Source organism: Neisseria weaveri (assembly GCF_900638685.1).
Lineage (GTDB): Bacteria > Pseudomonadota > Gammaproteobacteria > Burkholderiales > Neisseriaceae > Neisseria > Neisseria weaveri.
On the sequence record NZ_LR134533.1, the window covers coordinates 333,246 to 358,882 of the forward strand.

A 25,637-nucleotide genomic window follows, 5' to 3' on the forward strand; every position below is an offset into this window, starting at 1 on the left:
TGTATATCTGCAGGCTGTTTTTTTATTTGACCTTTGTTTTTAGAAAAAGGTTGAAAGCGAGAGGCCGCCTGAAATTTTCAGACGGCCTCTTAGCCATAGTTAAACAGCCAAAACCGCTTGAATCCCTTCCGTATCTTTTACCGTTCGGATACGTTCGAATAAAGTATCCGCTTCGGGATAAACCCGCTTCATCATGCCGAGCCATTGCTTTAACCGTGCAATCGGATATTTGTTGTTGGCTTCTTTTTGCAGACATAAGTCAAAAAACAGCCGTATCCAATCCATCACTTCATCAAAACCGGCTTCTTCGGCCTGTTCTCCTCGCTCATGCTGCTTAATCTGACGTGCCAAATCGGGGCGCATCACCGCTCCCCTGCCCAACATAATACTGTCGCAACCGCTCACCTGCTTGATATCCAAATAATCCTGCAAGGTAAACACATCGCCGTTGGCGGTAACGGGAACAGCCACGCTTTCTCTGATTTTGCGGACCCAATCCCAATGCGCCGGCGGTTCATAACCTTCCACTTTGGTTCTGGCATGAACGGTCAAGCCGCAGGCTCCGCCTTCTGCAATCGCGGCGGCACACTCCAATGCCAGCGTTTTGTCTTCATAACCCAGCCGCATTTTTCCGGTCAGCGGAATATGGTCCGGCAAGCGTTCGCGCAAGGTTTTCACAATATGGAAAATCAGCTCCGGCTCTTTCAACAGCACCGCACCGCCTTTATGCTTATTTACGGTCGGAGCAGGACAGCCGAAATTCAGGTCGATTTTATCCGCGCCGAAACGCACGGCTTCCAGCGCATTAACCGCCATATTGTCGGCATCGCTGCCCAACAGCTGCACCACACACGGCACACCGGCATAGGTTTTATTGCCGTTGGTTATTTCCGGCACATGCTTCAACCAAGTCGGACGGGAATGCACGGTATGGGTAATGCGGACAAACTCGCTGACGCATTCGTCAAATCCGCCGATACGGGTCAAAAGATCGCGCATGACGGGATCGACCAAGCCCTGCATCGGTGCAAGAATCAGCCTGCACTCTGTTTTTAATTCAGTCATTTATCGTTTTACGTTTCCGTTTTAAGCACAATGCAGTAAGCAATAGTTGAGGCCGTCTGAAAAAACAGCAGATTTTTCAGACGGCCTGTTGGATATGCAGAACAATGTCAGCCCGGCTCGGCAAGCCAGTCGCGCGGTTTTAAAAAGTCGTTCAAGCGTGCTTCCGCCGAACCTTCTTGCGGCTCGTAACGGTATTCGAAACGCACCAGCGGCGGCATCGACATCAAAATACTTTCCGTGCGTCCGCCGCTTTGCAGACCGAACAGCGTTCCCCTGTCCCACACCAAATTAAATTCGACATAGCGTCCGCGCCGGTACAGTTGAAAATCGCGTTCGCGCTCACCGTATTCCGTATGCTTGCGTTTGGCCACAATCGGCACATACGCCTCGATATACCCTTCGCCCACCTGCCTGATAAAATTCAGGCAGGTTTCAAAATCCCAACGGTTTAAATCATCGAAAAACAAACCGCCCACGCCCCGCGTTTCGCCGCGGTGTTTCAAATAAAAATACTCGTCGCACCATTGTTTGTATTCCGCATAAACCGTTTCGCCGAAAGGCGCGCACACATCACGTGCGGTTTTGTGCCAATGCAAGATATCTTCTTCAAACGGATAAAAAGGCGTCAAATCAAAGCCGCCGCCAAACCACCAAACCGGCTCTTTACCTTCTGGATAAGCCACAAAAAAACGGACATTGGCATGGCTGGTCGGCACATACGGATTGCGCGGATGAATCACCAGCGATACACCCATCGCTTCAAACGGCGCTCCGGCCAATTCCGGACGGTGCGCCGTCGCCGAAGCCGGCATGGCGTTGCCTTTCACATGCGAAAAATTCACTCCGGCCTGCTCGAAAACCGCACCCTGTTTCAAAACACGGCTTTCGCCCGTACCCAATTTACTCTGCCAGACATCGGCTTCAAACACCGCCGCGCCGTCTTGGCTTTCCAATGCGGCACAGATTTTGCGCTGCAATTCTTTCAATACCGCCAATACCGATTCCGTGTACATACCGAACCTCATCATCTGTTAAAAGCGACGTTTATTATAAAGAAAAACAGGCCGTCTGAAACGGAATTTTCAGACGGCCTCTCCATCAATTTACCAATATCAGCCGATCAATGCCGCGCCCGACAGCCCGATAAACAAACCGGCGATTACCGCGCTCATCAGGTTGGACAACGAGCCTGCAATCACAGCCTTAATACCCAAGCGCGCCACATCTTTTCTGCGGTTCGGCGCCATAATGCTCAAACCGCCCACCAACACCGCAATCGAACCCAGGTTGGCAAAACCGCACAAAGCAAAAGCAATAATCGCCTGCGTGGTTTCACCCAGCTTCACCGCCGATTCCGGCGACAGATATTTCACAAATTCCGAATAAGCCACAAATTCGTTGACCACGATTTTCTGACCGATCAGCGACCCGGCAATTCCCGCTTCGTGCCACGGCACACCCACCAACCAAGCCAACGGTGCAAACAACCAGCCCAAAATCAACTGCAGTGTGATGTTTTCAAAACCGAACCATCCGGCCACGCCGCCGATAATACCGTTAATCATCGCAATCAACGCCACAAACGCCAACAATGTCGCACCGACACAAATCGCAATCTGCGAGCCGGTAATCGCCCCGCTTGCCGCCGCATCGATAATATTGACCGGCTTGGCCGATTCTTCCTCGTCTTCCAACACATCGGCACGCACGGTTTCCGTTTCCGGAACCAACAACTTGGCAAACAGCAAACCGCCCGGCGCCGCCATAAACGAAGCGGCAATCAGATAAGGCAGCGGCACACCCATTTGCGCATAACCGCCCAACACCGTACCGGCCACCGAAGCCAAACCGCCGCTCATCACGGCAAACAGCTCAGAACGGGTCATATTATTGATATAAGGACGAACCACCAAAGGCGCTTCCGTCTGCCCTACAAAAATATTGGCCGCCGCCGACATCGATTCCGCTTTCGACGTACCCAAGAGCTTCTGCAAACCGCCGCCGATAAAGCGGATCAACCAGTGCATAATGCCCAAATAATACAACACCGACACCAGCGCCGAGAAAAACACAATCATCGGCAACACACGGAACGCAAACACAAAACCGCCGCCGCCGAATACTTCAAACATCTTGTCGGAAACCATACCGCCGAACAAAAAGCCGATACCCTCGTTACCGTAAGAAATCACCTTGCCCACGCCGTCCGACATCGCCGCCAATACCTTACGGCCGGCCGGCACATACAGCACCAACGCACCCAATGCCACCTGAATCAGAAACGCACCCGCTACCGTGCGGATATTGATCGCGCGGCGGTTGCTCGACAACAGTACGGCAATGGCAATCAGCACCGCCATACCGAGCAAACTGTTCAATGCACCCATGTTTTATCCTTAAAAGTGAAAGCGTCTGTTTAAAGTTGTTACAGCCGATAAACCGATTTGCGATAACCGACCGCAGCACCGCAACAAGCATAAAATCCATCTGCCGTATTTTTACGCCATTATAAATAAAACCCACCCCGCCTGAAACGCTTGGCACAAATAAAAAGAATCCCTTAAGATAAGGCCGTCTGAAATTTTTCACGGAGCCGCACCATGTCTGCCTACCATTTCACCCTTCCCTCATCTTCCGGCGAAAACTTTGTTTCTGCCGAACACCTGCCGCTGGTGGTTTATTTCTACCCCAAAGACAGCACGCCCGGCTGCACCACCGAGGGCTTGGACTTCAACGCCCGCTTGGAGCAATTCAAAGCCCTCGGCTACACCGTGGTCGGCATCTCGCGCGACGGCGTGAAATCGCATCAGAACTTTTGCGCCAAACAAGGCTTCCAATTCGAACTGCTCAGCGACAAAGACGAAACCGTGTGCAAGCTGTTTGACGTGATCAAGTTGAAAAAACTCTACGGCAAAGAATCGCTCGGTATCGAACGCAGCACCTTCGTGCTCAACAAACAAGGCGGAATCGAGCACGAATGGCGCAAAGTCAAAGTAGCGGGGCACGCGCAGGAAGTGTTGGAAACCGTCAGTAAGGCCGTCTGAAAAAAGGTGGAATCATGAACACGCCGCAACCGATTACCCTCAGCTTAAACGGCATCCGCTTGGAGCCGTTGGGTATGCAGCACGAAGAAGGTTTGCGCGAAGCCGCGGCCGACGGCGAACTGTGGCAGCTGGTGTTTGCCTCCGTGCCCGAGCCGCACAATACCGCCGCCTATATTCAGACGGCCCTAAACATGCCCAACCGCTTAGCCTTCGCCGTGATTGACGAGCGCAACGGCAAAGTGATCGGCAGCACCAGCTATCACGATATCGTCCCCGCCGCCGCGCGGTTGGAAATCGGCTATACCTGGTATGCCCGCAGCTACTGGCGCAGCCATGTGAACACCACCTGCAAATACCTGCTGTTGCGCCATGCCTTTGAAACGCTGGCCGTACAAACCGTGGGTTGGCGCACCGATATTCTGAACACCCGTTCGCAGCAAGCCATCGAACGCTTGGGCGCGAAAAAAGACGGCGTTTTGCGCGGCCACCAAGCCCGGCGCGACGGCAGCGTGCGCGATACCGTGATGTACAGCATGATCCGCGCAGAATGGCCGCAAGCTGAAGCCAAGCTGGCGGCGCGAGTGCATGTGCAGCCATAATTTTTCAGACGGCCTCAAACCATGAACTATCCTTGTCTTTATTCCGCCCCGTTCGGCGACATCACCTTAATTTTCGACGCAGAAGAAAACCTCGTCGAACTGAATCTGCACGGCCGCCCCGAATATGCGCCTTACCCTTTGCCTGAAGCATGGAAAAAGAAACTGGACGACTACTTCTCAGGCCGTCTGAAAAACTTTCATCACCCGATTTCCACGCAAGGCACGGCGTTTCAGCAGAAAGTTTGGCAGGCGATTGCCGAAATCCCCGTCGGAGAAGTGCTCACTTACCAAGACATCGCCCGCAAAATCGGCAGCCATCCCCGCGCAGTCGGCGGTGCATGCGGCAAAAACCCGCTGGCCTTAGTGGTACCGTGCCACCGCGTCGTCGCCAAACAAGGCTTGGGCGGATTTTCCAGCGGAGAAGGCGACGCGCTGGCGATTAAACGCTGGCTGCTGCAACATGAAGGTGTTGAAATAAATAGCAAATAAATTTATTGCAGCAAGTCGTATCAGAAATAAAGTTTATTTACTGCTAAGGCCGTCTGAAAACCAACCGGTATACAAACATCTATGAATGACCTAATCGACCGCCTGCTCGAACACCTCTGGCTCAACGACCGCCTCAGCCAAAACACACTCGACAGCTACCGGCGCGATCTGCAAAAAGTCGCCGCGCGCTTGGCCGAACACGGCCTCAATTGGCAAAACGCACAAAGCAGCGACTTATCCGCCGCCATTTACCATCCCGACGAGAAAACCCGTTCGCAAGCCCGCGCCCTTTCCGCCTGCAAACGCCTCTACGGTTGGCTGCTCGAAACCGAACGGCGCAGCGATAATCCCACCCGCCACCTCACCACGCCCAAACAGCCCAAAACCCTGCCCAAGCTGATTACCGAAACACAAATCGACGCGCTGCTGAATGCGCCCGACACCGAAAGCACACACGGCTTACGCGATAAAGCCCTGTTGGAACTTATCTACGCCACCGGTCTGCGCGTCAGCGAAGCGGTCAAACTCAAAATCGGCGAAGCCAATCTGCACAAAGGCATCATCAACACCATCGGCAAAGGCAACAAACAGCGCATCGTGCCGCTCGGCGAAGAAGCCGCTTACTGGATAGAACGCTACCTTGCCGAAGCCCGCCCGCTGCTGTTGAAAAACAAAGCCTGCGACGAATTATTCGTCAGCCAGAAACGCACCGGCATCAGCCGCCAGCTCGCTTGGATGATTGTCGAAAAATACGCCCAAGAAGCCGGCATCCACCGCATCAGCCCGCACGGACTGCGCCACGCCTTCGCCACCCATCTCGTCAACCACGGCGCCGACCTGCGCGTGGTGCAACTGCTGCTCGGCCACGCCGACATCAGCACTACCCAGATTTACACCCATGTTGCCAACGAGAGGTTGAAAAACATCGTGCAGGAACACCATCCGCGCGGTTAAGTTAGCGGTTAAGTTATTGGTGCAGAAGTGAAAACAGGCCGTCTGAAAATATTTCAGACGGCCTGTTTCTTAACTGTCAAAATCAGATCGTTCAAAATGTTAATCGAACAACATACGCCCAACCGTCCATTATCATTTCTTCATTTTCCGCTACAATAAAACCTTTCAGATTAATCCGCTTATCCATGCTGCTCACCACACCGCCCATCGCCCCCAAAACCCTGCAAACCCTGCAGCAATTGGGCATACACACACTGCAAGACCTGCAACAGCTCGGAGCCGCCCAAACTTTTCTGCTCTTGAAAGCAGCCGGGCAAACCGTTACCCGCAGCACACTTTGGCAGCTGGCCGCCTTAATCGAAGGATCGGCACCGCAAGACTTGTCGGAACACTGCAAACAACAACTGTTGCAAAGCATACGCCGTCATCCGCCCGTTGCCGTTTTCCCTAGCGAATCCGACATGGAATATTTTATGCGTCATGCACTGGCGGCAGCGGCAAAAGCGGCAGAATCGGGCGAAGTGCCGGTCGGCTCGGTTATCGTCCATCAAAACCGCATTATCGCCACTGCCTACAACCGGTGCATTCAAGACTGCAATATCAGCCACCATGCCGAAATCATGGCTTTAACCCAAGCCGGACAAACGCTGCAAAACTACCGTTTGGAAGACTGCGACATCTACATTACCCTCGAACCCTGTGCCATGTGCGCCGGAGCCTTGATCCAAGCCAGAGTCCGACGCGTGGTATACGGTGCGCCCGAAAGCAAAACCGGTGCGGCCGGCAGCGTTACCAACCTATTTGCCAACACCATCCTCAACAAACATACCGCCGTCAAAGGCGGCGTTTTGGCAGACGAAAGCCGAAACCTGCTGCAGCAGTTCTTCCAAAACAAACGCCGTTCCAACCCGGCCGGATACACATCGGATTAATTTCCGCCGCCGTTTTTCAGACGGCCTGAATGCCGTGAAAAACCGATAAACCGCTTTACAATCCCCAATCTCGAACAACAAACCGTCCGGCCAGCCGTCAAGGCGCGCAATGCCATAGCAGAAACAAAGTTTATTTGCGATAATACTTTTTTACCCGTTTACCGAGCTGTGCCATGATCAGCCAATTCAAGCATATCGGCATCGTTACCCGCCCCCAAACACCGCATATTCAAGAAACCCTCAAAGTTTTGATGGATTTCCTGATCGGGCTGGATTTGAATGTTTATCTGGATGAAGCCAGTATCGAACACGGTGCGGCCACCCTGGAAGATTGCGCAAAATGCCACATCACCGATAAAGACCATCTCGGCAAAAAATGCGATTTGGTGATTGTGCTCGGCGGCGACGGTACTTTTCTCTCCGTGGCTCGGAAAATCGCTCCCTACCGCGTTCCCATTATCGGCGTGAATCAAGGCCATCTCGGCTTCCTGACCCAAGTTCCCCGCAACAAAATGGAAAAAACCCTCTCGGGCATGCTGACCGGCAAATACCTGCCTGAAGAACGCATTCTGCTGGAAACCCAAGTGATCCGCGACGGCTATCCGCTCACCGGCGCACTGGCGCTCAACGACGTAGTGCTTTCACGAGGCGGTGCGGGGCAAATGATTGAATTCGAAGTATTCATCAATAAAGAATTTGTTTATACCCAACGCTCCGACGGCCTGATTGTCTCCACGCCGACAGGCTCTACCGCCTATTCTTTGGCCGCAGGCGGCCCGATTCTGCAAGCCAGCCTAAGGGCTTTTACCTTGGTACCGATTTGCCCCCAATCCATGACCAACCGCCCGATTGCCATTTCCGACACTTGCGAAATCGATATTCTGGTGACGCAAGGCGGCGATGCGCGCGTGCATTTCGACGGGCAGTCGTTTGTCGACATCCAAACTTTCGACCGCATTCAAATCCACCGCTACCGCCATCCCCTGCGTGTTTTGCATCCGACCGACTATCAATACTACAAAACCCTGCGCCAAAAACTGCATTGGGGCGAACAGCTGGTTTAAACCGTTTTACATAGGCCGTCTGAAAATTCAGACGGCCTTAAAAATTCCGGCTGAAATTTACTTTTAAGTAAATTTCAAATCCTATATTTTGATATTTACTTAAAAAAACAAGGCGCGTACAATCGCAGCATCTTTTTTCACTCCGAGCACATCCGCTTATGGACATCACCGAGCTTCGCAGACACAACCTGCGCCGCTGGATAGAACGCCTGTACAACGGTCAACAGTCCCTGTTTGCCGCCGAAACCGGTATCAATCAAGGCGAGCTTTCCTCCCTGCTTAAAAACAAAGCATTCGGCGAACGCAAAGCACGCAAAATCGAACAATCCGCCGGTATGCCCTCATGCTGGCTGGATCAAGACCACAACGGCCATCCAAACGAAGCCTATTCCACACCAACCACAACATCAAAGAGCCGCTCCATGCACATTTCCACCATTCCAGAAATTTTAGCCGACATCAAAGCCGGCAAAATGGTCATCATTACCGACGCCGAAGACCGCGAAAACGAAGGCGATTTAATCATGGCTGCCCAATTTGTAACGCCGCAAGCCATTAATTTTATGATCAAACATGCCCGCGGATTGGTGTGCCTGCCGATGAACGACGAGCTGGTCGACCGCTTAAACCTGCCTCAGATGACGCAGAAAAACGGCGCACAATACGGCACCAACTTCACCGTATCCATCGAAGCCGCCCACGGCATTTCCACCGGCATTTCCGCCGCAGACCGCGCCTTAACGATTCAGACGGCCGTGTCGCCGACGGTTAAAGCCGAAGACATCGTCCAGCCCGGCCACATTTTCCCGCTGCGTTCGCAAAAAGGCGGCGTATTGGTGCGCGCCGGACACACCGAAGCCGCCGTCGATCTAGCACAAATGAGCGGCCTGATTCCCGCCGGTGTCATCTGCGAAATTCTCAACGACGACGGTACCATGGCGCGTATGCCTGAGCTGATGAAGTTTGCCGAAGAACACAATCTGAAAATCGGTACCATCGCCGATTTGATCGAATACCGCAGCCGCACCGAAAGCCTGCTCGAAGAAATGGGCGACACCACCGTGAACACCCCTTGGGGCGAGTTTCAGCAGCATGTGTATGTCGATAAACTTTCCGGCGAAACCCATTTGGCTTTGGTAAAAGGCGAATTGTCGCCCGAAAAAGAAACCTTGGTGCGCGTACACGAGCCGTTTAGCGTGATGGACTTTATCCAAGCCGACCCCAACCATTCTTGGTCTTTACCCAAAGCGCTGGAGCATATCCAACAAGCCGAAGCAGGCGTGATTATCCTGTTGCACCGCACTGAAGACGGCGCGGCATTATTAGACAGAACCTTGCCGAAAAACAGCTTCCAAGTACGCAAATGGGACAGAAAAACCTACGGCATCGGCGCACAGATTCTAGCCTGCTTAAACGTGCAAAAAATGCGCGTGATGGGCAAACCCTCATCCATGAACGGCCTAACCGGCTTCGGTTTGGAAGTGGTTGGCTTTGAAGAAGCGCCGGTTTGAAAGTAAAAACAAAACCGGTTCAAATTTCTTTGACTTAAGGCCGTCTGAAATTTTCAGACGGCCTTTGCTTTAACGGCTGCTTTTCCGGCTTCCGGGCATTTCCAACAAAGAGCTTCCTGCATACCGTCTATCTAAACCGCTGCGTTTCACATACAATGCTTCACGGCTCGCAAGGCCGTCTGAATCATTCAACCCCCACACATAAAAAGAAGAATCCTTATGAGCGACAACGCCAACCGACATGCCGCACCTTTACTCGTCATCGGCTGTATCGTTTTCGGCATGGGCAGCCTGATTGTCAAATTCGTCCCCGTCGGCGCTTACGCCATTGCCTTTTGGCGTTTGGCAGTGGCTGCCGTTATCTTCTGGCTGCTGATGCGCTTTTTCGGACAACGCTTTCCTTCGCAACGCAAAGCCATACGCAACGCCTTGCTGGCAGGTGCGTTTTTGGGTATCGACTTGGGACTGTGGCACGAAAGCGTACACGCCGTCGGCCCCGGCATTTCCACCCTGCTCAACAGCCTGCAGATTTTTTTCCTTTCCGCCATCGGTTTCTTTTTTTTCGGCGAACGCCTCAGCAAACTGCAAATCTTCAGCCTATTAATGGCCGTAACCGGTGTCGCCATGATCGGCAGCCCCGAATTCCACCACAACACCGATGCCGTCTGGGGATTCATCAGCGGCATCGTATCCGGCGCCATGCTCGCACTGTCGATGGTATTCGTACGCAAAACCCATCAAGTCCAACAAACACCCCTTTTCCCCATGATGTTACTGGTCAGCTTCGGCGGCATGCTGGCCCTGCTCCCGCCGATGCTGGCTTTCGATTTCCACCAACTTTACCCTACCACCTTGCGCGATGTCGGCTTGATACTCATCTACGGCGCCGTCATGCAGTGCTTTGCCTGGGGCTTGATTGCCTATGCGATTCCGCTGCTGTCTTTATCGCTAACCGGCCTGCTTTTATTGAGCGAACCCGTTGCCGCGCTGGTATTCGACTATTTCCTGCTCGACAAACCCATCAACGCGGTACAGTGGGGCGGCGCATTCCTTACCTTGGCCGCCATTTATCTCGGTTCGCTGAAAAACAAACACGATTAATCTTCTGCGAAAAACAAGTAAATCGTGTAAAATTCCAACTTTAAACACAACACCTCCGGAACATGAACAAATTTGCCAATGCACTTTCAACCGCGCTGGGGCGCTGTATCGCCGCCAAAACCGTCAGCGAACAAGGACAGCCGGTCGGCTTCATGTACCGCGAAGTCCCTGTTTTTGAAAACGACAGCGGTTGGCGCTTTTTCAACGGCAACGAAACTGACGAATACACCGACAATCCGGACAACTTTACCGTGTACGGCATCAGCCATATCAGCAAAAACAACCCTGCCATAGAAGCCTTTCTCAACCAACCCGAAGGCACGGCATGGGAGCTGGGCGAAAACGGCACGTTCCAAGCCGTTGCCGACTGGCAACCCAAAGACTGAACCGCAAGCCGTTTGAATTTTCAGACGGCCTCGCTTTTTTATTTCCGAAAGAAAACATGAACATCATCGAACCCAACATTAACGGCAAAGACCTGCGGATCGGTATCGTACAGGCACGCTTCAGCAACGAAATCGGCAGCGCCATGGTCGAAGTCTGCACCCGAAAACTGCAGGAATTGGGCGTTAAAGACAAAAACATCACGCTCGCCACCGTGCCCGGCGCATTGGAAGTCCCCATCGTTCTGCAAAACATGGCTTCCAGCGAACGTTTCGACGCCCTGATTGCCATCGGTGCCGTCATCCGCGGCGAAACCTACCACTTCGAACTGGTAGCCAACGAATCAGGCGCAGGCGTCACCCGTGTCAGCTTGGATTACAACATCCCCATCGCCAACGCCATTCTAACCACCGAAAACGACGAACAGGCACACGCGCGCATTGAAGAAAAAGCCGCCGATGCCGCCGTAGTAGCCGTGGAATGCGGCAACTTGGTAAACTATCTGTTGGCCGACCAGCTCGACGACTAAACCGCACGACCCGTATTTTTCAGACGGCCTCAGTCTTATTTCTGCATCAAAAGGCCGTCTGAAATCCAAGCAAGAAAAAGGAAACATCATGAGAACACCCCGTCGCCGCGCACGCGAATTTGCCGTCAGAGCCTTATACCAAGCCACACTCAACGAAAGCCCGGCACCGGAAATCGTTAAAAATATTCAGGAAGATACCGAGTTGCAGGCCGAATTTGCCAAAGCGGATCAGGAGCTGTTTACCAAACTGTTTTACGGTGCCTATTCCAACCGCGCCGAATATCTCGAAATTATCCGCCCTTTACTGGACAGAGATGAAAACGAACTCAGCCCTATCGAACGTGCCGTATTGCTGATGGCTTGCCACGAATTATCGGCCATACCGGAAACCCCTTATCCCGTTATCATCAACGAAGCCATCGAAGTCACCAAAACTTACGGCAGCACCGACGGTCATAAGTTTGTAAACGGCATTCTCGACAAATTGGCTTCAAGATTGCGCCCCAACGATCCCAAGCGCAAATAACAAACAGTTGAAACCCGGCCGCCCGTTCAAACCGCAACCATGAGGCCGTCTGAAAACAACCGTTCCACACTTGCTACTACTAAGGAAAAAATCATGTACCACTATAAATCCGATGCCACCCAATTTTTAGACGACTACATCGAAAAACATCCCGAAGAAGCCGCACAACGCCTGAAAAACCGCGGCCTGCTGTGGGATGTAGAACTCAACCCCGAAGAACAGGCCGGTTTCGAAGCAGCCAAACTGCCCAAAAAACCCTACGCCTACCAGCCCGACTAAAACAGGCTGCCATGACCACAAACACACGCAATATCGATCCCGGGCTTACCGCCTATTTGCGGCAAATCAGCGAAGTTGAACATCCCGCACTTGTCCGTCTCAGACAACGCACCGAAGGACACCGCTTAGGCAAAATGGCCATTGCCCCCGAACAGGCCGCCCTGCTCACCTGGCTGGCACGCTTGATGAAAGCCGAACGCTATTTGGAAATCGGCGTTTTTACCGGTTACAGCAGCACCGCCATGGCTTTGGCTTTGCCCGATCAGGCCCGCATTACCGCCTGCGATATCAATGTCAGCTTTACCGATATTGCGCATGAAACCTGGCAGGCTGCAGGTGTGGCGCACAAAATCACCCTGCATCTCCAACCCGCTCTGCTGACTTTGGACGAACTCATCGAAAACGGCGAATCCGAAAGCTACGACATCGCCTTTATCGATGCCGACAAACCGCCCACACCGCAATACTTCGAACGCTGCCTGCAATTGGTACGCAGCGGCGGCATGATTGCGATCGACAACGTATTGCTCAACGGCAGGGTCATTTCACCGCCCAACGAAAACAGCCCGCCCAGTCTGCCTATTCTGCAAGCCTTCAACGCCTCGCTACCCCGCGACAACCGTATTATTCCGATTACCCTTCCCGTCGGCGACGGCTTGACCCTGCTGCTGAAGAAATAACCGGAGAAACCCTAATGAACCGAATCGGCACATTACTGCTTTCCACCGTTTTTCTACTGAACGCCTGCGCAAGCGCAGCATCCCAAGCGGCCGAACCGCCAAACGCAACCGAGCAGCCTGCCGCCAACGGCATCCCCTACCCCGAGCCCGATTTACACAGCCAAATCAACCATCTCGGCATTCGGGTCGCACGCTTGGAAAACCAAATCGAACGGCTCCAGCAGCAAATCGAACAACTGGAACACAGAAAACGGCAAGCCCTGCCCGCCCCCGTTCCCTATCACTTTCCGACGCAGCACACACCGGCGGACAGCGTCCAGCCCCAAGCCGTACAAACCCTTAGGGAAGCCCAACAGCAATACCGCCAAGGCAACTATGCCGCTGCCGCTGCCCTATTGAAAACCGCAGACGGCGGTAACGGCGACGAAACCGCACGTCTGAGCCTGTATCTGCTGTTTCAAAGCCACTTCCGTTTAGGCAATTGCGAATCCGCCATTCAAACCGGCCTGCGCTACGCCAACCGCTTCCGCGGCAACGACGAAGCACCCGAAGCCTTATACCGTGTTGCCGAGTGCCAAGCCAAAATGCAGCAGAAAGACATTGCCCGCGACACATGGAGCAAGCTGATCCAAACCTACCCCGAAAGCAAAGCCGCCAAACAGGCATACAAAAAACTAAACGTACGTTAACAATAAGGCCGTCTGAAAAATATCGATTTTCAGACGGCCTGCGTATTCAACCCCAATTTTAAAGGAAATTCTTATGGTACAAGTCGGTATCATCATGGGCAGCAACAGCGATTGGCCCGTTATGCAGCACGCCGCCCAATTCTTAAAACAATTCGGCGTCGAATTCGAAGCGCGCGTCGTCTCCGCCCACCGCACCCCCGATTTGATGTTCGAATACGCCGAAACCGCCCGCGAACGCGGCATTAAAGCCATTATCGCAGGTGCAGGAGGCGCCGCACATCTGCCCGGCATGGTTGCCGCCAAAACCACCGTACCCGTTTTAGGCGTGCCCGTTCCCAGCAAATACCTGCGCGGAGAAGATTCCCTGCTCTCTATCGTGCAAATGCCCAAAGGCGTACCCGTCGCCACCTTCGCCATAGGTGAAGCCGGCGCCGCCAATGCCGCCCTGTTTGCCGTGTCTCTGCTGGCAAACGAAAACCCCGATTTGGCGCAAAAACTGGCACACTTCCGCGCCAAACAGGCACAAACTGTTTTAGAAATGACGTTGCCGGAAGCGGAATAAACTTAATTAGCCAACAAAAAAGCCGTCTGCAAACCCTTCAGTTTACAGGCGGCTTTTTTGCTGCCGCTAAAATATGAAATAAAAATACCGCATTCCCCGCTGGAACGACGGCCGGATGAAAAAAGTCAGTCAGCGCAAACCGGATATTGATACTCAAATTTCCATCCGAAACCAAACTGCTTAATAGGTCTCCACAATCCAAGACTGCTACAAAACCGAACCTAAAACAACGATTTTCCTAACCTGAGGCCGCCTGAAAATTTTAAGCGCAAACCCAGTTTCGGGCTGCGTCCATATCTGCCCAAATCTGCTGTTTCAACTCATCGATACTGTCAAACTTTACTTCGTCGCGCAGCTTATGCAAAAAACGTACTTCTATTCTCTGACCGTATAAATCGCCTCCGAAATCAAAAATATGCACTTCCAATTTCTGCCGGCTGTTGGAAGAAACAGTGGGATTGTATCCGAAGCTGGCAACGCCGCGCCGCTTGCCGAACTGCCCTTCCACCTCGACCACAAATACGCCGCTCAATGCGTAATGATGATTGGGCAGCTGCACATTCGCCGTCGGACAACCGATGGTACGGCCTAGCTTTGCGCCGTGTTTTACCCTGCCGCCCAAGCTGTAATAATCGCCCAAAAGTTTTTTAGCATAATCCATCAGGCCGTCTGAAAGTGCTTTTCGGACAGCGGTGCTGCTGGTCCGGATATTTTCGGTAATCACCGAAGGTGTACGCTCGGTTACCATATCCTGCTGTTTTTGCAGCAAATCGAAATCGCCGACACGGCCTGCACCGAAACGAAAATCGTCGCCGATCAGCAGATATTTGGTATTGAGCGTATCGCGCAGCAGGCTGCTGATAAAAGTTTGCGCTTCCATATCGGCAAATGCCTGATTAAAGCGCAAAATCCACACCGCATCCACGCAGCCGGTTTCTTTCAAAAGCTTGAGTTTGCGGCGCAACGGGCTTAAACGGTAAGGCAGAGGGCGGCCGCTTTTGGCGGCGAAAAATTCCTGAGGTTGCGGCTCGAATATGACTACGACAACCGGCAGATTCCTGCTCTTTGCTTCTTCGCGCAAACGGCGCAGGATATGCCGGTGTCCGATATGGACGCCGTCGAAATTACCGATTGTCACAGCCGCACCTTGCGGAAAATCAGGACTACATCCCTGACCGAACCAGATTTTCATAACTTTTTGGCAGTTCAAACAAAAGACAATCCGGCATTGTAAACCTTATTAACCCTTTTATAAACCTTGCAAGGTTTGAAAAACATCTGCAAACCTGCGGTAAAACACCGTTATTTTCTGCTTGAAGATAAAAACTTTGAATAAAAAAATTTCAATTGGGGTATTTTCTTGTAAAATATCGGGTTCGCCGGCTTGCCCTGCAGGCTTCGGCACATCTTTTTATCATTTCCGTGCGTGCAGCCATTGCCCGTGTTTCCAATACCAGCAACCAAACCGCAAAATTTGGTTTTTCCGGACAGCAAGACAAACATATGGATTTTCGTTTCGACATAATTTATGAATATCGCGAGATGTTCTTATACGGTGCATTAACTACCCTCGGCCTGACCGTCGTTGCCACTTTGGGCGGCACCATACTCGGCCTGATCGGCGCACTGGCACGGATTATCCGCTTTGAAAAAGGCAATCCGCTACTGAAAGCGTTGGCTTGGCTTATCCGCACGCTTTCCTCGATTTACGTTACCCTGTTTCGCGGCACGCCGTTGTTCGTACAAATCTTTATTTGGTATTTCGTGTGGGCGGTAGCCTTAATCCACCCTGCCGACGGCCTGCTGGTGAGCGGTGAAGCCGCCGTTGAGCTGCGCCGCGATTACGGCGCGCTGATTGCCGGCTTGCTGGCATTGACTGCCAACGCCGGCGCCTACATTACCGAGATTTTCCGCGCCGGTATCCAATCCATCGACCGCGGCCAACTCGAAGCCGCCCGTTCTTTGGGTTTGTCGTATCCGCAAGCCATGCGCTACGTGATCATTCCGCAAGCCTTGCGCCGCATGCTGCCGCCGTTGGCCAACGAATTCATCACCCTGCTGAAAGACAGCTCGCTGTTGTCCGCCATTGCCGTAGCCGAGCTGGCTTATGTACAAAAAACCATTTCCGGCCGCTTCGGCGTTTACGAAGAACCTTTATACACCATCGCCTTGATCTATTTGGTGATGACCATGTGCTTAAGCTGGTTCTTCTCATGGATGGAAAAACGCTACAACACCGCCGGCCACCGCTAAAAGGCCGTCTGAAAAAACACCTGCCAAACAAACGGCAGGTGTTTTTTTATCCCAATCCTCAAAATTTCAGACGGCCTCCACCGTCATCCTGCTCAAACCTTTTTCAAAACCCCGGGCATAACGGCGCGGTATCTGGCCGCTGATCATACCGTTTTGCACCGTTGTTTCATATTCGCACACCAAACGCTCCTCCGGCAGCTCGTTATAAGAATAATCCTCGTTAACCAACGGCGACACTTTGCTGAACAAACGCCACTTCACACGGCTGCCGTCCGGCAAAGCATAGGCCGCCTGAAAACCCGAATTACCCTCATTGCAGCCGACATGGAAGCGGAAATCGTCGAAATCGTCCGGCGCAGGTAGAGGCAACGCATCCATAAAACCGAAAATACGGTCGTGCGCACACAAACTCTGACGCACATAAGGCCAAACCTGCTCGCGCAAAAACCATTGATCGGCAAAATGGCGGGAAGCCAACGGCTTGGCCACATACGCCTCAACCTTGCCGCGCATATCCGGCACCGCACCGGCTACCGCACCCCACAAACCCGCCAAAATCAATTCCGTATGCGTTCCCGCATCACGCAGCGTATGAAACAGCTTGCCGCTTGTCACCCACTCGTTGACCGCTTTTGCTTCACGCTGTGAAATCACCGAATCCGCATCACGGAAAATCACACGGCCGGCCTCTTTATCGTCCATCGCCAAAAAACGCCACATCGTACCCGGCCACTGCTCCGCCGCTTCGTCCACGCGCACCACTTCCGCGCCGTATTGGCGCAAACGCCGCAAAGCCTGCTCCGGCACACTGCCGTCCACATAAAAACGGCACACCCAGCCCGGATAAACCTCCCCGGCCAATTCCGCATTCATGACCGCCGGCTCGATATATTCCGAACTGCCGCCAAACAGCGAAAACGCAATAACATTCTTACCGCCGGCCGCAACCGTTTCCGGCAAAGCAGGCACGACACACGCCGCCGACACCGCCTCATCGCGCAGCGTCAAAGCCTGCAGGCCGTACACCGCACAACGCTCCCAATCCTTCTTACCGCCATAAGCATGCGCCAGCGCATCCAAAGAATTCATATGCCGCGCATCACGCTGCAACGCCTTTTTCGCATACACAATCCCCTCGTCCCACAAACTGCCCTTCACCGCCGCCGTTGCCGCATCGCTCAACGGCACCACCGACTTCGGAATCAGCTTATGCGCCTTGACCGCCTCCAACACCGCCTCGCGGTATTGCTGCCTATCCATATATTGTCGGAATGCAGCCGAAATCACATCCAGCTTTTTCTGTATTTTCTGCAACTGCGGCGAAAGCTTCGGTTTCATATTGTTATTTTCCCCATAATTTTTAATATCGAAAAACAAGGCCGTCTGAAAAATCCGCCGCTTCCGTGTTAGGAAACCCCGTTTTTTCAGACGGCCTCAATCATAACCTTGTCTATTGTATTTTTTCAAATGCAGCAGGTCACGCCGCGCCGTTCACAACATATTTACCACTACGGCTTGCGGACAACCTGCGCCGCATTAATCGGCAAAGAAGAATGCGACACTTTAATGTGCGGCAGTTTCTGCTTCAACAGATAGCGGAATGCTTCCACTTTTTGCTCTCCTCCTGCCCGCTCTTAATTGGTGCCTAGAATGACTTCATCTAATTTGTCGCAAATATCAGCGTATTCCACTTTAAAGTGTTCGATGGTTTGGCCAAACCTTTGGTCAGCCTGCCGGGCATCCGAAGCTTTGATGGCTTACTCCATATAACACTGCCCTAGCCAAGACTGAGCATTCACTTGGTTTTGAATGTCTTGTGTTTTATCCGGAATGCTTGCTAATGCCTCATTCAGCTTTTGAATAGCTTCATCATATTTTCCAGCTTTGAATAGTTCGTATCCTTCATTTATCAATTTAGCAGCATCCATCATTTATCCCTTGATTAAATCCATAAGTAACCATTGCGTATTTTAATAAATTTTGAAGTGAAATTGTTTCCAAATCCTTCACTATCCATTTCATACCAACAGCTTGCAGTTGAGGCCGTCTGAAAATCTTTTTTCAGACGGCCTCTAATGTTTCCCAACAACCTTCAAACTCCCAAATAACTTTCCCTGCTCGCCAGCCAGCGGTTGAGATGGGCTTCGACGATGTCGGGGTTCTCTTCAATCAGTTGGGGGGCGATTTCGCGGGCTTTTTCTAAAAGGTGCAGGTCTTCTTCGAGGTTGGCGAAGCGGAGCATGGGTACGCCGCTTTGGCGTGCGCCGAGAAATTCGCCGGGGCCGCGGATGTTGAGGTCTTGGCGGGCGATTTCGAAGCCGTCGGTGTGTTCGTAGATGACTTTGAGGCGGGCTTTGGCCAGCTCGCTCAGGGGTTCGGCGAAGAGTAAGACGCAGGTGCTGGCGGCGGCTCCGCGGCCTACGCGTCCGCGCAGTTGGTGCAGTTGTGCCAAGCCCATGCGTTCGGCGTGTTCGATAACCATGAGGCTGGCGTTGGGTACGTCTACGCCGACTTCGATAACGGTGGTGGCGACGAGTACGTTCAGACGGCCTGCGGCAAATTCGGCCATCACTTGGGCTTTTTCGGTGGCTTTCATGCGGCCGTGGACGAGGCCGATGCTGAGTTCGGGTAGGGCCGCTTGAAGGGCGGCTTGGGTTTCGGTGGCGGTTTGTAGTTGCAGGGTTTCGCTTTCTTCGATGAGGGGGCAGACCCAGTAAACCTGCCGCCCTTTGCGGCAGGTGTTGAGTACGAAGCCTTCGACTTCGGGGCGGCGCAGGCTGTTGACGAGGCGGGTTTGGATGGGGGTGCGGTTGGGCGGCAGTTCGTCGATGACGGAAACGTCGAGGTCGGCGAAAAAGCTCATGGCCAGCGTGCGGGGGATGGGGGTGGCGGACATCATGAGCTGGTGTACGTCTTGGCCTTTGTTTTTGAGGGCGAGGCGTTGGGCGACGCCGAAGCGGTGCTGTTCGTCGACGATGACGAGGCCGAGGTTGTGGAACTGTACGTCTTCTTGAAAGAGGGCGTGGGTGCCGACGGCGATGGGGGCGAGGCCGTCTGAAAGGGCGGCTTTGTTTTGTTCTTTGGCTTTTTTGCGCTGGCTGCCGGAAAGCCATGCAACGCTGAGGTCGAGCGGCTCGAACCATTGTTTGAATTTGAGGTAGTGCTGTTCGGCGAGGATTTCGGTGGGCGCCATCACGGCAACTTGGCTGCCGGCTTCGATGGCGGTGAGGGCGGCCAGGGCGGCAACGATGGTTTTGCCGCTGCCTACGTCGCCTTGCAGCAGGCGGTGCATGGGGTGGGTTTGGCGCATGTCGGCGCGGATTTCGGCCAGCACGCGCTGTTGGGCTTGGGTGAGGGAAAAGGGCAGGGCGTTGAGCAGTTTGCCCGACCATTCGCCGGTGCCGTGCAGGGGGGCGGCCTGCCCGCTGATGCGTTTTTGCCGTGCGAGCCGCATGGAAAGCTGTTGGGCGAGCAGTTCGTCGAATTTGAGCCGCTGCCATGCGGGGAGGGTGCCGTCTGAAAGTTGGCGGATGCTGTAATCGGGCGGCGGGGCGTGCAGGAGGCGCAGGCTTTCGGCCAAGTGCGGCAGTTTCAGACGGCCTAAGAGTTCGTCGGGCAGGGTGTCGTGCAGGGGCAGGGCTTCTAAGGCCGTCTGAACGATGCGGCGCAAGGTGGGCTGGTTGAGGCCGTTGACGGTGGGGTAAACGGGGGTGAGGCTTTCGGCGAGGCTGCTGTTGTCGGCATCGCGGATTTTGGGGTGGATCATTTCGTCGCCGTAAAAACCGTGTTTGATTTCGCCCACGGCGCGGATGCGTTTGCCTTGCGCCATTTGTTTTTGATGGCTGGGGTAGAAGTGGATGAAGCGCAGAAACAGCACGCTGCCGGAATCGTCTTGAATCTGCACGATGAGCTGCTTGCGCGGTTTGAACTGCACTTCTTGCAAAGTTACGACGCCTTCGACTTGGCACGGCACGCCGATAGGTGCGTCTTTTATCGGCATGATGTGGGTTTCGTCTTCGTAGCGCAGCGGCAGGTGCAGGGCAACGTCCCACGGGGTGTGCAGGTTGAGCTTTTCGAGCTTTTTGGCGGCGGTGTCGGTGATTTTGAGCAGCTTTTGGTGTTCAGGTGTCATGGCGGCTGGGGCGGGTTGGATGATCAATAATGGCGGCACGGTACCGCTCCGCCCTATTATAGGGAGAAAGGATGGAAAACTGAAATCGACGCTGCCCCGCCCTACTCTGTTTCTTTAACAAAAAAGAATAGCAAAAGGCCGTCTGAATTTTCAGACGGCCTTTTGAAGATGGAAAACAGGCAGTTCGGATTATTCCGGAATGCGCAGTTTTTGTCCCGGATAGATTTTGTTCGGGTCGCTCAACATGGGTTTGTTGGCTTCGAAAATTTTCATGTATTTGTTGGCATCGCCGTAGTATTTTTTGGCAATGGCAGACAGCGTGTCGCCGCTGACTACGTCGTGATATTGCGCCGCTGCGGCAGCCGGGAAGTCGAGCAGGTTGTCGACGTCGGATACCCCGGTTACGTTGCCTGCCGCCAAAACGGCTTTCTCGGCGGCTTCTTGCGAAGGCGCGGAACCTTTCAGGGTAACCTTGCCGCTTGCGCCGTCAAAACTCACTGCCAAGCCGGTTAAGCCCAGGTTTTGGGTTTCGATGTATTTTTGAATGGCGGCGGAAGCTTTTTGGTTTAAGTCTTCTACGTTGGCCGCAGCGGCTGCCGCTACTTCTTTTTCGTCTTTACCGAAAAGTTTCTCGCCTGCATTTTTAATAAAGCTGAATAAGCCCATGTGTTTGCTCCTGTGTGTATCAATAATCGGCCAACCTTTGTCGACCCCCGCTATCTTGTGGCTTCACACCGTATTTTTCAAGCGCGCGGGCTTAGGATTACTTTGTTTTACATAATCCGACAGAAGCCTTAGGATTGTTGCTACAATACGTTTTTTATTTTTTCAGACGGCCATGGGCAGCGAAATCAGCTACTTCACTCTGTTTCTTATCGGTTTTTTCGGCGGCGGACACTGTATCGGCATGTGCGGCGGCTTATCCGGCGCATTTGCCCTGCAGTTGCCGCCGCATATCAACCGCTTCGGTCTGATCCTGCTGCTGAATCTCGGCCGCATCAGCAGCTATATCCTTATCGGCACATTGTTGGGCGCGCTCGGGCAAATCGGTATTTCTTTAGACGAAACCCGCCAGCTGCAAAATATTCTGTTTATTGCCGCCAATGCTCTGCTGTTTTTATTGGGACTGTATTTGGCCGGAATTTCTGCCGCGGCTTCAAAAATCGAAAGCCTGGGCAAGCCGGTTTGGAAACGCCTGAATCCGATTTTAAATAAGCTGCTGCCGATCCAAAGCATTCCCGCCTGCTTCGGCGTCGGCCTGTTGTGGGGCTGGCTGCCCTGCGGTTTGGTGTATAGTGCCTCGCTTTACGCGCTCGGCGGCGGCAGCGCGGTTCAAGGCGGTATGCTGATGGCGGCGTTTGCTTTGGGAACACTGCCGAATCTGTTGGCCGCCGGTCTGTTTGCCACCCAATTGAAAAGCCTGCTGCAAAACAAAAACGTGCGCCGGATTGCCGGGCTTTCGGTTTCCGCTTGGGCAATTTGGCAGCTTGGGATTTTTCTGGGCTTTATCCGATTATGAATATCAACAGGCCGTCTGAAATTTCAGACGGCCTGTTTCACCAATCTACCGCAAATCCGATCTTAAGCAATAATTTTCCAAGCCATACGGACGGCAATCAACAGCAGCAGCAGACCGAAACCTTTTTTCAGCTTGTCTGCCGGCAGTTTGTGCGACAACTTTACGCCGGTGGGCGCGGCAATGATGGTGGCAAACGCCAGCACCAAAACGGCAGGCAGGTAAATAAAGCCCGATGCGCTTTCCGGCAAGCCTTCCGCATTCAAACCTGCCAACCAATAACCGATGGCGCCGGCAACGGCAATCGGCCACCCCAAAGCGGCCGACGTGCCGACCGCACGGTGTACCGGCACATTGCAGAATGTCAGATAAGGCACGGTTAACGAACCGCCGCCGATACCGATCCAGCTCGACAATACGCCAAACAGCCCGCCGATGCCGAACAAGCCTTTTTTGCCGGGCAGCTGGCGCGACGGTTTCGGCTTGACGCCCATCAGCGCGCGGACGGCCAAAATAAAAATAAACACGGTAAAGAAAATCTGCAGGCCGGTTTTCGGCAGATATTGGGCAACCACCGCACCGCCCGCCACACCGAGCAGCGTTCCCGGAATCATGCTTTTCAATATTTCCCAATCAACCGCCTGCTTTTTATGCTGGGAATACATGCTCGAAAACGACGTGAACACCATCACGGCAAAAGTTGTACCGATGGCTAAATGTTGGGCATAGGCGATGCCGTCCAAACCCTGCATCTGCAAAATCCACAACACCAGCGGCACCAGAATCGTGCCGCCGCCGACGCCGAAAATTCCGGCAATCAGGCCGGTCAGATAGCCGACCGCCAACATCATGATAATGGTTTCCCAAGCCCACATGGTTTCGCTCCTATTAATCTTGTTTATTTTGTTTTTGTTCGACATAAGGCCGTCTGAAAATTTCAGACGGCCTTATGATAAATACGGTTTTAGTGTTTGCGCGATTTAAACCATTTCATGGCAAACACCACATAGCCCGACAAGCTGTATCCCAAGAAAAACAGGAACAACACCAGCGAAGGCTCCCACGCCACCACCAGCAGGCCGAGCATGGCCAGAATCATCACGAAAAACGGCACTTTGCGGCGGACGTTGATTTCTTTGAAACTCCAAAACGGAATCTGCGCCACCATAGACAAACCGGCAAACAGGGTAATAATCAGCGCCCACCATTCTACCGCCGGAAACACTTCATAACTGTGGTCAACCCAAATCAGGCCGACAATCAAAGCCGCCGCCGTCGGGCTGGGGATACCGATAAACCAACGCTTGTCCACCTTGCCGATCAAGGTGTTGAACAAAGCCAAACGCAACGCCGCACAAGCGCAATAAATAAAGGCCACGGAATAGCCGACCTTACCAAACTGCCACAGCTGCCATTTATACACGATCAACGCCGGTGCGACACCGAAGCTCACCATGTCCGCCAAGCTGTCGAGCTGCTCGCCGAACGCGCTTTGGCTGTTCGTCCAACGCGCCACCCGGCCGTCCATACCGTCCAGCAACATCGAAATAAACACCGCAATCGCCGCCGTTTCATAATGGCTGTGCATGGCCTGGGTAATGGCAAAAAAGGCGGAAAACAAAGCGGCGATCGTAAAGGAATTCGGCAGCAGGTAAATACTGTTCTGGCGCAGAGAAAGCCGGTTTGTACGGTTTGGTGCAGGTGTTTCCATAATTTTCGATATCCGGCCGCGTTCAGACGGCCTCTGTCTAAAAAAGCCCATTATACCGCATAGGCAGGCAAAACCCTATTCCCCCGCCCTGCTTAATCGCAGATTGGAAATCGGTTATACTGTTTCGGTTAAATCCGTAAAAAATACCAATCTGACGATGAACCAGGAATCTTTCACCCAATGGCAGCAATGGGAGCTGCTAAGCGAAAAAGCCGTTAACTTCGGCATGAATCTGGCCGCCGCGCTGGCCATCTTTTTAATCGGAAAATGGCTGGCCGGAAAAATCGTCCGACTGCTGCGTTTGGCGATGAACCGCGCCAAAGTCGATATTACGCTGGTCAGCTTTTTATGCAATGTGGCTTATGTATTGCTGCTGGTTTTGGTAATCATGACCGCACTCAACCAAGTGGGTGTACCGACCACGTCCGCTGCCGCACTCATCGGCGGTGCCGGCTTGGCCGTAGGTTTATCGCTGAAAGACCAGCTGTCGAACTTTGCCGCCGGCGCGCTGATTATCTTCTTCCGCCCGTTTAAAGTCGGCGACTACATCAAATCTTCCGGTTTTGAAGGCTATGTGCGGGAAATCAAAATCGCCCAAACTTCGCTGCGCACTTATGCCAACGAAGAAGTGGTGATTCCGAACAGCCTGATTATGGGCGGTACGATTATCAATAAATCTTCACTGCCTTTATGGCGTGCGCAAGTAAAAGTCGGCGTGGATTATGCCTGCGATCTGAAAGTTGCCAAAGCCGCGATTCTCGCTGCGGCAACCGAACACCCGAAGTGCCTGCAAACGGAAAAGCAGGCCAGCGTACAGATCACCAACCTTGCCGACAGCGCTATCGAAATTACGCTGTGGGCGTGGACAACCGAAGCCGATTGGTGGGGCTTCCAATGTGATTTATACGAACAGGTCGTCGAAAACCTGCGTGCCGTCAATATCAATATTCCGTTCCCGCAACAAGACGTACACATCACCGGGTTTACACCCGATTCGTCCAAATAAAAACGGCAAGGCCGTCTGAAAAATCCGGATATTTTCAGACGGCCTCTTCCGTTTGCCGCTGATTCCCAAACCATTCAATCTGCGTTTTAATGTTTAATTAATAAGGAAAACGATATGAACAAAACCCTACTCCTGCTGCTTGCTGCCTTGTCCGCTCCCGCTTTTGCCCATAGCGACGCCCGTTTGAACGCTTTGGAAGCGCGTATCGACTATCTGGAAAAACGCATCGCCCTTTTAGAGCAAAACCAAAACCGCCACCAAAATATCATTATCGAACACCGCTCTCCGTCCAATCGGGTTTATATCTGCAAATTGTCGGTGTTCGGTAAAGATTACGAAGCCTCCGATAAAAACGAAGGTCTTGCCCGTTTGGCGGTCAAGAAAGCCTGCAGGAAAACCAACGACGGCATCTTCTGCCAAGAACACGATATCCGCTGTAAAAAATTCGATTAAACATCAGCCGTTTTGCGCTGACCGCAACTTTATTGCCCAAAAAGGCCGTCTGAAAATTCAGACGGCCTTTTTGCCATATTTGACCCGATAACCACAATCAACCGGGCGGCTCTTGCCCCTGTTTCGCAAACTGCTGTTATCGCCTACAATAACCGGCT

The 25,637-nt window shown here is 52.9% G+C and carries 29 protein-coding genes; 19 read left to right on the forward strand and 10 right to left on the reverse strand.

What is annotated here, in order from left to right; translation table 11 throughout:
• Window positions 1-99: 99 nt before the first annotated feature.
• The 3 genes from EL309_RS01635 to EL309_RS01645 form a co-directional block, all read right to left on the reverse strand.
• Window positions 100-1,065, reverse strand: a complete 966-nt coding sequence (locus EL309_RS01635; RefSeq protein WP_004284253.1) for a tRNA dihydrouridine synthase — start codon at window positions 1,063-1,065, stop codon at window positions 100-102.
• Window positions 1,066-1,172: 107 nt separating this feature from the next.
• A complete protein-coding gene (gene hemF / locus EL309_RS01640; protein WP_004284252.1) occupies window positions 1,173-2,078 on the reverse strand; it encodes an oxygen-dependent coproporphyrinogen oxidase in 906 nt (301 codons plus the stop codon).
• A gap of 99 nt (window positions 2,079-2,177) precedes the next feature.
• A complete protein-coding gene (locus EL309_RS01645; RefSeq protein WP_004284251.1) occupies window positions 2,178-3,452 on the reverse strand; it encodes a NupC/NupG family nucleoside CNT transporter in 1,275 nt (424 codons plus the stop codon).
• A gap of 213 nt (window positions 3,453-3,665) precedes the next feature.
• Between EL309_RS01645 and EL309_RS01650 the strand changes: the two genes are divergently transcribed.
• From EL309_RS01650 to purE, 15 genes are all read left to right on the forward strand, one after another.
• Window positions 3,666-4,109 (forward strand): peroxiredoxin, encoded by a 444-nt coding sequence (locus EL309_RS01650; protein WP_004284250.1) that lies wholly within the window; start codon window positions 3,666-3,668, stop codon window positions 4,107-4,109.
• Window positions 4,110-4,123: 14 nt separating this feature from the next.
• Entirely contained in the window at window positions 4,124-4,708 is a 585-nt protein-coding gene (locus EL309_RS01655; protein ID WP_004284249.1) for a GNAT family N-acetyltransferase, read from the forward strand.
• Between the two features lie 21 nt (window positions 4,709-4,729).
• Complete coding sequence (locus EL309_RS01660) at window positions 4,730-5,197, forward strand: methylated-DNA--[protein]-cysteine S-methyltransferase (RefSeq protein WP_004284247.1); 468 nt, start codon at window positions 4,730-4,732, stop codon at window positions 5,195-5,197.
• 81 nt (window positions 5,198-5,278) lie between these two features.
• Complete coding sequence (gene xerD / locus EL309_RS01665; protein ID WP_004284245.1) at window positions 5,279-6,151, forward strand: site-specific tyrosine recombinase XerD; 873 nt, start codon at window positions 5,279-5,281, stop codon at window positions 6,149-6,151.
• Window positions 6,152-6,339: 188 nt separating this feature from the next.
• Window positions 6,340-7,083: a tRNA adenosine(34) deaminase TadA gene (gene tadA, locus EL309_RS01670; protein ID WP_193777296.1), complete on the forward strand. Its 744-nt coding sequence runs from the start codon at window positions 6,340-6,342 to the stop codon at window positions 7,081-7,083.
• Between the two features lie 173 nt (window positions 7,084-7,256).
• A complete protein-coding gene (locus EL309_RS01675; protein WP_004284241.1) occupies window positions 7,257-8,147 on the forward strand; it encodes an NAD(+) kinase in 891 nt (296 codons plus the stop codon).
• A 158-nt stretch (window positions 8,148-8,305) separates the two neighbouring features.
• Entirely contained in the window at window positions 8,306-9,658 is a 1,353-nt protein-coding gene (gene ribBA, locus EL309_RS01680; protein WP_004284240.1) for a bifunctional 3,4-dihydroxy-2-butanone-4-phosphate synthase/GTP cyclohydrolase II, read from the forward strand.
• Window positions 9,659-9,877: 219 nt separating this feature from the next.
• Window positions 9,878-10,759 carry a DMT family transporter gene (locus EL309_RS01685; protein WP_004284238.1) on the forward strand — a complete coding sequence of 294 codons (882 nt, stop codon included), beginning with the start codon at window positions 9,878-9,880 and terminating at the stop codon, window positions 10,757-10,759.
• A gap of 62 nt (window positions 10,760-10,821) precedes the next feature.
• Entirely contained in the window at window positions 10,822-11,145 is a 324-nt protein-coding gene (locus EL309_RS01690) for a DUF2185 domain-containing protein (protein WP_004284237.1), read from the forward strand.
• 56 nt (window positions 11,146-11,201) lie between these two features.
• Window positions 11,202-11,672, forward strand: a complete 471-nt coding sequence (gene ribH, locus EL309_RS01695; RefSeq protein ID WP_004284236.1) for a 6,7-dimethyl-8-ribityllumazine synthase — start codon at window positions 11,202-11,204, stop codon at window positions 11,670-11,672.
• Between the two features lie 88 nt (window positions 11,673-11,760).
• A complete protein-coding gene (gene nusB, locus EL309_RS01700) occupies window positions 11,761-12,198 on the forward strand; it encodes a transcription antitermination factor NusB (RefSeq protein ID WP_004284234.1) in 438 nt (145 codons plus the stop codon).
• A gap of 93 nt (window positions 12,199-12,291) precedes the next feature.
• Entirely contained in the window at window positions 12,292-12,477 is a 186-nt protein-coding gene (locus tag EL309_RS01705) for a DUF3460 family protein (RefSeq protein WP_004284233.1), read from the forward strand.
• A gap of 11 nt (window positions 12,478-12,488) precedes the next feature.
• Window positions 12,489-13,157, forward strand: coding sequence for a class I SAM-dependent methyltransferase (locus EL309_RS01710; protein ID WP_004284231.1), 669 nt, complete (start codon window positions 12,489-12,491; stop codon window positions 13,155-13,157).
• 14 nt (window positions 13,158-13,171) lie between these two features.
• Complete coding sequence (locus EL309_RS01715) at window positions 13,172-13,846, forward strand: tetratricopeptide repeat protein (RefSeq protein WP_040669869.1); 675 nt, start codon at window positions 13,172-13,174, stop codon at window positions 13,844-13,846.
• Window positions 13,847-13,919: 73 nt separating this feature from the next.
• Entirely contained in the window at window positions 13,920-14,408 is a 489-nt protein-coding gene (gene purE, locus EL309_RS01720; protein WP_004284228.1) for a 5-(carboxyamino)imidazole ribonucleotide mutase, read from the forward strand.
• A gap of 262 nt (window positions 14,409-14,670) precedes the next feature.
• Here purE and ribF read toward each other — a convergent pair whose 3' ends face one another.
• Entirely contained in the window at window positions 14,671-15,600 is a 930-nt protein-coding gene (gene ribF / locus EL309_RS01725; RefSeq protein WP_004284224.1) for a bifunctional riboflavin kinase/FAD synthetase, read from the reverse strand.
• 311 nt (window positions 15,601-15,911) lie between these two features.
• Between ribF and EL309_RS01730 the strand changes: the two genes are divergently transcribed.
• On the forward strand, window positions 15,912-16,661 hold the full coding sequence (locus tag EL309_RS01730; RefSeq protein ID WP_036494849.1) for an amino acid ABC transporter permease: 750 nt from the start codon (window positions 15,912-15,914) through the stop codon (window positions 16,659-16,661).
• 66 nt (window positions 16,662-16,727) lie between these two features.
• Here the strand turns inward: EL309_RS01730 and EL309_RS01735 are convergent, their stop codons facing one another.
• The 4 genes from EL309_RS01735 to lysM form a co-directional block, all read right to left on the reverse strand.
• Window positions 16,728-17,999, reverse strand: a complete 1,272-nt coding sequence (locus EL309_RS01735) for a tetratricopeptide repeat protein (protein ID WP_232014427.1) — start codon at window positions 17,997-17,999, stop codon at window positions 16,728-16,730.
• 419 nt (window positions 18,000-18,418) lie between these two features.
• Window positions 18,419-18,592, reverse strand: a complete 174-nt coding sequence (locus EL309_RS01740; RefSeq protein ID WP_004284217.1) for a tetratricopeptide repeat protein — start codon at window positions 18,590-18,592, stop codon at window positions 18,419-18,421.
• A gap of 161 nt (window positions 18,593-18,753) precedes the next feature.
• Window positions 18,754-20,793, reverse strand: a complete 2,040-nt coding sequence (gene recG, locus EL309_RS01745; protein ID WP_004284215.1) for an ATP-dependent DNA helicase RecG — start codon at window positions 20,791-20,793, stop codon at window positions 18,754-18,756.
• Window positions 20,794-20,982: 189 nt separating this feature from the next.
• On the reverse strand, window positions 20,983-21,459 hold the full coding sequence (lysM, locus tag EL309_RS01750; RefSeq protein WP_004284214.1) for a peptidoglycan-binding protein LysM: 477 nt from the start codon (window positions 21,457-21,459) through the stop codon (window positions 20,983-20,985).
• A gap of 172 nt (window positions 21,460-21,631) precedes the next feature.
• On the opposite strand from lysM, the gene EL309_RS01755 reads away from it, so the two are divergent.
• Window positions 21,632-22,312: a sulfite exporter TauE/SafE family protein gene (locus EL309_RS01755; protein WP_004284213.1), complete on the forward strand. Its 681-nt coding sequence runs from the start codon at window positions 21,632-21,634 to the stop codon at window positions 22,310-22,312.
• 62 nt (window positions 22,313-22,374) lie between these two features.
• Here the strand turns inward: EL309_RS01755 and EL309_RS01760 are convergent, their stop codons facing one another.
• Both EL309_RS01760 and pssA read right to left on the reverse strand, forming a co-directional pair.
• Window positions 22,375-23,184, reverse strand: coding sequence for a sulfite exporter TauE/SafE family protein (locus EL309_RS01760; RefSeq protein WP_036494852.1), 810 nt, complete (start codon window positions 23,182-23,184; stop codon window positions 22,375-22,377).
• An 89-nt stretch (window positions 23,185-23,273) separates the two neighbouring features.
• Entirely contained in the window at window positions 23,274-24,020 is a 747-nt protein-coding gene (gene pssA, locus EL309_RS01765) for a CDP-diacylglycerol--serine O-phosphatidyltransferase (protein WP_004284211.1), read from the reverse strand.
• Between the two features lie 157 nt (window positions 24,021-24,177).
• Here pssA and EL309_RS01770 point away from each other — a divergent pair, with 157 nt between their 5' ends.
• Both EL309_RS01770 and EL309_RS01775 read left to right on the forward strand, forming a co-directional pair.
• Window positions 24,178-25,026 (forward strand): mechanosensitive ion channel family protein, encoded by an 849-nt coding sequence (locus tag EL309_RS01770; RefSeq protein WP_050793678.1) that lies wholly within the window; start codon window positions 24,178-24,180, stop codon window positions 25,024-25,026.
• A 114-nt stretch (window positions 25,027-25,140) separates the two neighbouring features.
• Complete coding sequence (locus tag EL309_RS01775; protein ID WP_004284208.1) at window positions 25,141-25,479, forward strand: carbohydrate porin; 339 nt, start codon at window positions 25,141-25,143, stop codon at window positions 25,477-25,479.
• Window positions 25,480-25,637: the final 158 nt, after the last annotated feature.